Annotated in this window: 8 protein-coding genes; 2 read left to right on the top strand and 6 right to left on the bottom strand. The window is 58.5% G+C overall.

What is annotated here, in order from left to right:
- Window positions 1–148 precede the first annotated feature (148 nt).
- On the bottom strand, window positions 149–931 hold the full coding sequence (locus tag GHN86_RS12600; protein ID WP_153383177.1) for a class I SAM-dependent methyltransferase: 783 nt from the start codon (window positions 929–931) through the stop codon (window positions 149–151).
- Window positions 932–1,024: 93 nt separating this feature from the next.
- On the opposite strand from GHN86_RS12600, the gene GHN86_RS12595 reads away from it, so the two are divergent.
- Complete coding sequence (locus GHN86_RS12595) at window positions 1,025–1,645, top strand: energy transducer TonB (RefSeq protein WP_153383175.1); 621 nt, start codon at window positions 1,025–1,027, stop codon at window positions 1,643–1,645.
- Here GHN86_RS12595 and GHN86_RS12590 read toward each other — a convergent pair.
- The 5 genes from GHN86_RS12590 to ppc form a co-directional block, all read right to left on the bottom strand.
- Window positions 1,642–2,511 (bottom strand): DUF72 domain-containing protein, encoded by an 870-nt coding sequence (locus GHN86_RS12590; protein WP_153383173.1) that lies wholly within the window; start codon window positions 2,509–2,511, stop codon window positions 1,642–1,644. The genes GHN86_RS12595 and GHN86_RS12590 overlap by 4 nt on opposite strands.
- Before the next feature lie 4 nt (window positions 2,512–2,515).
- On the bottom strand, window positions 2,516–2,812 hold the full coding sequence (locus tag GHN86_RS12585; protein WP_153383171.1) for a hypothetical protein: 297 nt from the start codon (window positions 2,810–2,812) through the stop codon (window positions 2,516–2,518).
- A gap of 101 nt (window positions 2,813–2,913) precedes the next feature.
- Window positions 2,914–3,591, bottom strand: coding sequence for a tRNA (adenosine(37)-N6)-threonylcarbamoyltransferase complex dimerization subunit type 1 TsaB (gene tsaB, locus GHN86_RS12580; protein WP_153383169.1), 678 nt, complete (start codon window positions 3,589–3,591; stop codon window positions 2,914–2,916).
- Window positions 3,592–3,686: 95 nt separating this feature from the next.
- Window positions 3,687–4,334, bottom strand: coding sequence for an adenylate kinase (gene adk / locus GHN86_RS12575; RefSeq protein WP_153383167.1), 648 nt, complete (start codon window positions 4,332–4,334; stop codon window positions 3,687–3,689).
- 274 nt (window positions 4,335–4,608) lie between these two features.
- A complete protein-coding gene (ppc, locus tag GHN86_RS12570) occupies window positions 4,609–7,239 on the bottom strand; it encodes a phosphoenolpyruvate carboxylase (protein WP_153386676.1) in 2,631 nt (876 codons plus the stop codon).
- A 267-nt stretch (window positions 7,240–7,506) separates the two neighbouring features.
- Between ppc and GHN86_RS12565 the strand changes: the two genes are divergently transcribed.
- On the top strand, window positions 7,507–7,920 hold the full coding sequence (locus tag GHN86_RS12565; protein WP_153379651.1) for a DUF4398 domain-containing protein: 414 nt from the start codon (window positions 7,507–7,509) through the stop codon (window positions 7,918–7,920).
- The last annotated feature ends 42 nt before the right edge of the window (window positions 7,921–7,962 follow it).

Here is a 7,962-nt window from a genome sequence, read left to right as displayed (position 1 = left end):
AGGGCTCAATGTGTCGTATTAAAAAGTGTTCGCTATGTCTCCGAACATTCTGTTCGCGATGTCCCCGGTCCATACACTCCCGGAGGGAGAGGGAGCTGACTTGCCTTTAGTCCCCTCTCCCTCCGGGAGAGGGCTAGGGTGAGGGGCTTTAAGGCTTCAACGCTTTTTTCGGATAAATATCATAACGGCTCGATTTACCCTCCAATGCATGGCTCGGCTTGGGCCCGGCAATACACGGCGCCTTGCGCGGCCGCTTAACCACAACCCGATGACTCGCCAAGGCCAAGGCCGCCTCAAGCAACGCTGGCGCGTCGTTGTCATCCCCCACCAAGGGCCTGAACAGACGCATCTCTTTCTTCACCAATGCCGTTTTCTCACGGTGCGGAAACATTGGATCAAGGTAAATCACCTGCGGCGGCTCGCCTTCCCAGTTGCGCATCACGTCAATCGAGTTGCCTTTGAGCAAACGCATGCGCGACACAATCGGCGCCACCTGCGCGTCATCCAAACCGCGCGCCAGACCATCCTCCAGCAACGCACCAATCAATGGCTGACGCTCAATCAGGCTCATTTCGCAACCCAGGCTGGCCAACACAAAGGCGTCCTTACCCAAGCCCGCCGTGGCGTCCAGCACCCGTGGGCGAACGCCTTGCTGAATGCCGACAGCCTTGGCAATCATTTGCCCCGTGCCACCGCCAAACAAACGACGGTGAGCCGCACCGCCTTCGACAAAATCAACCCGCACCGGCCCCGGCGCATCAGGACCCAGCTGCTGCAGCTGCAAACCTTGCTCCCCGACCTGCAACGCAAAGTCGGCTTGCGCCTCGTCCAAGGGCAGAACCAGACGTTCAGCCCACTGCTCGGCCAAGGCCTGATACGCCTCGCCCAATGCTTCGACTTTGATACGACAGCCCGCTGCTTGCTCAATCATCTAAAAACACGCTCAAAAATTTAATGATCGGCAAACGCTGCCGATAAATGAAATATCCGGCATTTTGCCAGAGCTGGGCGTCGACCGAGAGCTATGTCAGACATTCATTCCACATCTATTGGCTTTATCGCCCCGATTGGCGACTTTGGCCGGCACAACTCGCAGATCACGGGCAGCGTCAATCACCTGTGGAAGGACTTCTACGCCCAGGCGTTGGCCGAACAGGGCACAACCCAAGACGTAGCGGCGACGGGGAGCGAGCCACTGGCCGCGGATGACAACCTTGAGCCTCAAGGCGGCAGTGAGGTATTGGGCACTATCGTGACCCAGCGTCAGTGCGAGGTTGAGGATACAGAGCGGCAACCGCCAGAAGCCTTGTTTTTACCCATCGCCGAATTTGAGCTGGACTTGTTACCGCCGCCCGCCACACCTTGGCCACCCGAAGCAATTATCGAGCAACAACATCAGCAGGATTTCACCACCACCTGGGTACGCCCTATCGTTATGGCTTTCGGTCATCCTCTGCCCGATCCCGGCCCGGCTCCTGTGCCTCGACCTTTACACCTTCCCATTGCCGAGTTCGAGCTGGATTTGCTCGACAAGCCTGCCGAGCCTTACGACCCACTGACGCTGATCGAGCAGCAGCGGGCGATGGACTTCGATATGGGCTGGGCACGCCCATTGATCATCAACAACCTGCGTTTGGCCGCCTAAAGCAGTCCCAACTGCTCGCTCGTTTGCGGCGGGGATAACTGGGGTAACGCAGGCAAGCCGGGTAATCGATCGCTCAACTGTTGATGAAAGCGTCGCGCCAACTCGGGTGCTCGATGATTGTCGGGGGTGTGTAGAAACACGTAAGGGGTACGTCCCTCCTCGATCCAGCCCGCTACTTTTTCAACCCACGGGATCAAATACGGATCGTTGGCCTCCAGCTCCGGCCGACCAATAAAGCGTACCTGCGGAAAATGCGTGAAAGCGGCCGGACGTGGCGGCACCCTGGGTTTTTTCGCTTGGGCGTGAAGCACGGCGGGGTCAGTGGAAGTGCAACTGAACAGCGCCCGTGAATCCAGGCAAATGCGCTCGACTCCACGGTCCATCAGCAATCGATTAAGCCGCTTTTCGGCATCGCCCTTCGCAAAGAATTCCGGGTGACGCACTTCGATGGCCAAGGGTCGCTCAAGCGCGTCTATGAAGCTCACCAGCTCGGCCAAACGCTGCGGCCCGAAACTGGCCGGCAGTTGCAGCCAAAGTGGCGCCACACGCGTTCCCAAGGGCTGCAACAGGTGCAGGAAATCTTGGGCGGCATGAAGTTGCTGGCGTAAATCTGCGCCATGACTGATATCCCGGGGGAATTTGGCGGTAAACCGGAAGTGCTCCGGCAAGCTTTGCACCCAACGCGCTACCGTGGCAGGTGCAGGACGGGCATAGAAGGTCGTGTTGCCTTCAACCGCATTGAAGACTTGCGCGTACAGGCTTAAAAAATCGGCTGGTCGGGCATTGTGTGGGTACAGGCCTTCGCGCCAGGCGTTTTCACTCCAGGACGGGCAACCAAGGTAATAAGGCAGAGGGGCATCATTCATGCCCTTAAATGTACAGGTCCAGCCCCAGCACTTCTATTTCCCAATCGACAAAACCTGCCGTGGTCAGGTAGCTGGCCAATGCACTGGCGGCATTTTTACTCATGCCGCGCTGGAAAATCATGTCTTGCGAACGGACTGGGAGCTGACTGACAGGCTCGCCTGAAGGTGATGTTCGAGTGGCTTGGGGGGCACTTTCAAACGTCGAGTCGGAGTCGTCCACCGACTCATCAATCAGCGTTTGGCCTTTACGCGGCTTGCGCTTGATGGGGTAAGACTGAGAGGAAAAGCCGTCTATGCGCATGACTGCATGCTCGGGAGCGATAACGGCAATTTAGCGGCGTTGGCCGAAGTTAGCAAATACGCCCTAATGGCACGCCTGCGAGCGCACGCCTATCGACCGGGTTACGGCCGGGCTTTTGGGGTCGCTACCTTGTCACGCAGGTACACCGGTTGCGCGTCATCGGCGCGAATGGCTTCACCACGCGCCCAGGCAAAACGCGCCAGCGTCAGCAGGTCTTCAGCATGGGGCAGCATGCCCGCGTCCATCGCGTAAGGCTTGAGGCTCAAGCGCTCGGCATACCCCCAGCCGGTGCCCGCGCCAAACCACTCACCACTGGCGTCAACCGGCAATGCAGCTACTTCGGGCGGCAATACCGCCTCGACACCGGCCAGGCACATTTCACCGGCCTGCTCGCGATAGCAGCCCCAGTACACTTCGTCCATGCGCGCATCAATTGCCGACGCCACCTGAGTCGCGCCATGCTCGCGAAAGGCCCGCTGTGCCAGTACCGCCAGGTTGGAGATCGGCAACACCGGACGCTCCAGCGCGAAAGCCAGACCCTGCACCACGCCAATGGCGATGCGCACACCGGTAAAGGCGCCCGGCCCGCGACCAAAGGCAATCGCATCCACCGCTGACAACTCGACACCGGCCTCGGCCAGCAGGTCTTTGATCATCGGCAGCAGCTTTTGCGCATGCAGGCGCGGGATCACCTCGTAGTGGCTCGTGACCTTGCCATCGTGCAGCAAGGCAACAGAGCAAGCTTCAGTCGCGGTATCCAGGGCCAGCAAGGTGCTCATCGGTGTTCCCGTCAAAATCAAAAGTGGAAAAAGTGCAGCAGTATAAACAACAACAGCCCGCAAGCGGGCTGTTGTCACCAAGCAAAAACGACTTATCAGCTCAGGGCTTCAAGCACCTTGGCCGTGATCGCTTCTACCGAGCCAACACCTTCGATGTGGCTGTACTTCGGCTTGCCTTGAGCCGCCGACAACTTCTGGTAGAAGTCCACCAGCGGTTTGGTTTGCGAATGGTAAACAGACAGGCGATGGCGAACGGTTTCTTCAGTGTCGTCTTTACGCTGTACCAGGGCTTCGCCTGTCACGTCGTCCTTACCTTCAGCTTTAGGCGGGTTGTAGATCGTGTGATAAACACGGCCCGACGCCTCGTGAACGCGACGACCCGCAATTCGCTGAACGATTTCTTCGTCTTCGACTGCGATTTCTACCACGTGATCCAGTTCAACACCGGCTTTGACCAAGGCCTCGGCTTGCGGAATGGTGCGTGGGAAACCGTCGAACAGGAAACCGTTTTTGCAATCGTCCTGAGCAATACGCTCCTTGACCAGATTGATGATCAGGTCATCGGAAACCAGACCGCCGCTGTCCATCACGCTTTTAGCGATCAGGCCCAGTTCGGTTCCGGCTTTAACGGCTGCACGTAACATGTCGCCAGTAGAGATTTGCGGGATGCCAAATTTTTCAGTGATGAACTTTGCCTGAGTACCTTTACCGGCCCCGGGAGCTCCCAGCAGAATTACGCGCATCGATATGCTCCTCAATTTTTTATTTAAGTGACAGCAGACTCGCCTCTTTGGGCCAATCTCAAAATCGGATTATGGTCGTCAAAACGGCCAAGGGCTGACCAAGATACACAGCCGTCCCGGCCCACACAAGCGGGCCAAAGTAGGAAAAAACACTAGTAAATGCACCCTTGCGGCCTGGTGTCACAGGGTACAACCCGCAATAAAGTGCCACACCGGCGCCGCATTCCCGCTCAAAACAGCATGGGACTGCGGCGCCCAGACGCCACCGGGTGGCTTACCCTGTATTGCGCAAGCCCGCAGCAATCCCGGCCACAGTGACCAGCAACGCTTGTTCCAGAGGGCTGTCCTGGGAGGCTTCCTGGCGTCGCGAACGGGCCAGAAGTTCGGCCTGCAACAGATGAAGAGGGTCAAGGTAGGTATTGCGCAAACGGATAAATTCCAGTGTCTCGGGGCTATGCGCCATTAACTGCGACTGGCCGGTCAAACCCAACACCACGGAACACGCCTGCGACAATAAGTCGCGCAGCTGCACACCCAATGGCAGCAACTCGGCCGACACCAAACGCTCGTCATAGAGCCGGGCAATGTCAGCGTCTGCTTTGGCCAGCACCATTTCCAGCATGTCGATACGCGTGCGGAAGAACGGCCACTGCTCACGCATGCGCGCCAACTGCTCACCTTCACCGCGCGCCAATGCCTGACTCAGCGCTGTTTCCCAGCCGAGCCAGGCGGGCAACATCAGACGGGTCTGGGTCCAGCCAAAAATCCACGGGATGGCCCGCAGGCTTTCAATGCCGCCTGCGCGACGCTTGGCGGGGCGGCTGCCCAGCGGCAAGCGGCCCAATTCCTGCTCGGGAGTGGACTGGCGGAAGTACTCGACAAACTGCGGATTATCCCGCACCACGCCACGGTAAGCCTTGACCCCGTCGGCCGCCAATTCATCCATCAACGTCCGCCAGCCTGGCTCTGGAAGAGGTGGCGGAAGTAACGTGGCTTCGAGCACTGCCGCCAGGTACAAGTTGAGATTTTGCTCGGCAATGTCCGGCAGGCCGAACTTGAAACGGATCATTTCGCCCTGTTCGGTGGTGCGGAATCGCCCTGCTACCGAGCCGGGCGGCTGCGACAGGATTGCGGCGTGCGCCGGGCCGCCGCCACGCCCCACGGTGCCACCACGGCCATGGAACAACAGCAGTTCAACGCCTTGCTCGCGGCAGATATTAACCAGCGCTTCCTGTGCCCGATATTGCGCCCAGGCGGCTGCCGTGGTGCCCGCATCTTTGGCCGAATCGGAGTAACCAATCATGACTTCTTGCGGCCCTTGCAGGTGCGCCCGATAACCCGGCAACAGCAACAATTGCTCAATCACAGGCCCGGCGTTGTCGAGGTCAGCCAAGGTTTCAAACAAAGGCACAACGCGTATCGGACGCTCAAGCCCAGCCTCTTTGAGCAGCAGTTGCACCGCCAGCACATCCGAGGCCGAGCCTGCCATCGAAATGACGTACGAACCCAAAGACGCTGACGGGGCCGCCGCCACTTCGCGGCATGTGGCAAGCACTTCAGCGGTGTCTGCACTGGGCTTGAAGTAACCGGGCAACAACGGGCGGCGGTTACTCAGCTCGCGCAACAGAAAGATAAGACGTGCATCCTCGTCCCAGTCTTCATAGCGGCCCAGACCGAGGTAGTCGGTGATTTCTGTCATAGCCGAAGTGTGCCTGGCCGCATCCTGACGCACATCAAGGCGCACCAGAAACAGGCCGAAGGTCACGGCGCGGCGCAAGCAATCGAGTAACGGCCCGTCAGCAATCACGCCCATGCCGCAGGCGTGCAGCGATTGATAACAAAGCTGCAATGGCCCCAGCAGGTCACGGTTGTCATGCAGCACGTCAGGCCCCGGACCTTGCGTGCTGTTCAACGCGCTATGCGCCCAATTGCGGGTGGCCCGCAAGCGTTCACGCAGTTGTTTCAATACCGCACGATACGGCTCGGCACTCTCCCCCGCCAGCGCCAGCAGTTGTGGCGTCGCCTGTTGCATCGACAGGTCGGCCGCCAGTTTATTGATGTCGCGCAGGTACAAATCAGCGGCCATCCAGCGAGCCAGCAAGAGCACTTCGCGGGTCACGCTGGCCGTGACATTTGGGTTGCCATCGCGGTCGCCGCCCATCCAGGAAGCAAAACGGATCGGTGCGGCCTCCAGCGGCAAATGCAGGCCGGTGGCCGCATGCAGCGCTTTGTCTGCCTTGCGCAACATATGGGGGACTGCGTGCCACAGTGAATGCTCGATCACCGCAAAGCCCCACTTGGCTTCATCAATAGGGGTTGGCCGGGTGCGGCGAATTTCCTCGGTGTGCCACGCTTCGGCAATGAGCCGTTGCAAGCGTTGTTCAATCTCGGATTTTTCGGCAAGGGTCAGATCACGGTGATCTTGAGCCGCCAGCTGTTCGGCAATCGCGTCGTACTTTTGAATCAACGTACGCCGTGTCACTTCGGTGGGGTGCGCCGTCAGCACCAACTCGATTTCAAGGCGACTGACTTGCCGCGCCAGCGCCTCGGGTTTATGCCCTTCCGCCAGCAGACGATTAAGCAACTGAGGCAACACCAGTGCTTCAAAGGGCTGGGCCTGACCTTCTTCACGGCGGTGGATGAGTTCGTATTGCTCGGCGATATTGGCCAGGTTCAAAAACTGGTTGAACGCCCGCGCCACGGGCAGCACTTCATCGTCGCTCAAGGCGCCCAGAATCTCGCTCAACTCCTCACCGGTGGTGCCGCGTCGGTCAGCTTTGGCGCCTTGGCGAATCCGCTCGATCTTGGCGAGAAATGCGTCGCCGTATTGGTCACGAATCGTATTACCCAACAGCTCACCCAACAGGTGAACATCATCGCGCAAGCGTGCATCAATATCGGTCATCAGCAAATTCTCCAGCACAGTGCGTGGGTGGTTCGTGCCTCAAGAGTCGTTGTAATGCCCGCTTTTGACAAGTCAACGGCGCCGTAAATGTCGAATAAGTGCCTGACCAAACGGTCAGAAATTTATTAGGCCAAATGCCACCTTTTTTTGAACTATTGAAAAACCGCTCGGGTCACACCCATTAACCATCACTGCTGGAACGTGTGTTCCAACTCGCTCGGTGACGCCTCTGGTGTGATGGAACTTGATTTTTTTAGGAGCTTCCCAATGGAGTTGAAGACCATGATGACCCGCACTGTCAAAACCACCACACCTCGCCTGCGCGGCCTCAAACTGGCTGCTTTGGCAATCGGTAGCAGCTTCGTTCTGGCGGGTTGCGCTGGCAACCCGCCGACAGAGCAATACGCCGTCACCCAGTCTGCTGTGAACAACGCCGTGAGTGCCGGGGCAACTGAATACGCCCCCGTGGAAATGAAATCGGCTCAAGACAAGCTCAAAGAAGCCGAGCTGGCCATGCACGACAAGAAGTACGAAGAAGCCCGTCGCCTGTCAGAACAGGCTGAATGGGATGCGCGAGTAGCAGAACGCAAAGCGCAGGCCGCCAAAGCCGAGAAAGCTGCACAGGATGCTCAGACCGCCGTTCAGCAATTGCGTCAAGAAGGCATGCGCGGCCTGAAATAATCGCCGCCCTTTTTTGACTGCACCTGACGACCCAGCATTCCT

The sequence above is a fragment of the Pseudomonas helleri genome (genome assembly GCF_009600315.1).
In the GTDB taxonomy this organism is placed as follows: Bacteria; Pseudomonadota; Gammaproteobacteria; order Pseudomonadales; family Pseudomonadaceae; genus Aquipseudomonas; species Aquipseudomonas helleri_A.
Note: the sequence above shows the minus strand (reverse complement) of the source record. Positions and strands in the feature narration are given on the sequence as shown.

Coding starts and splice junctions, on each gene's coding strand:
- GHN86_RS12600 (WP_153383177.1), bottom strand. CDS start 931: ATGATTGAGCAAGCAGCGGGCTGTCGTATCAAAGTCGAAGCATTGGGC.
- adk (WP_153383167.1), bottom strand. CDS start 4,334: ATGCGCGTAATTCTGCTGGGAGCTCCCGGGGCCGGTAAAGGTACTCAG.
- ppc (WP_153386676.1), bottom strand. CDS start 7,239: ATGACCGATATTGATGCACGCTTGCGCGATGATGTTCACCTGTTGGGT.
- GHN86_RS12590 (WP_153383173.1), bottom strand. CDS start 2,511: ATGAATGATGCCCCTCTGCCTTATTACCTTGGTTGCCCGTCCTGGAGT.
- GHN86_RS12565 (WP_153379651.1), top strand. CDS start 7,507: ATGGAGTTGAAGACCATGATGACCCGCACTGTCAAAACCACCACACCT.
- tsaB (WP_153383169.1), bottom strand. CDS start 3,591: ATGAGCACCTTGCTGGCCCTGGATACCGCGACTGAAGCTTGCTCTGTT.
- GHN86_RS12595 (WP_153383175.1), top strand. CDS start 1,025: ATGTCAGACATTCATTCCACATCTATTGGCTTTATCGCCCCGATTGGC.
- GHN86_RS12585 (WP_153383171.1), bottom strand. CDS start 2,812: ATGCGCATAGACGGCTTTTCCTCTCAGTCTTACCCCATCAAGCGCAAG.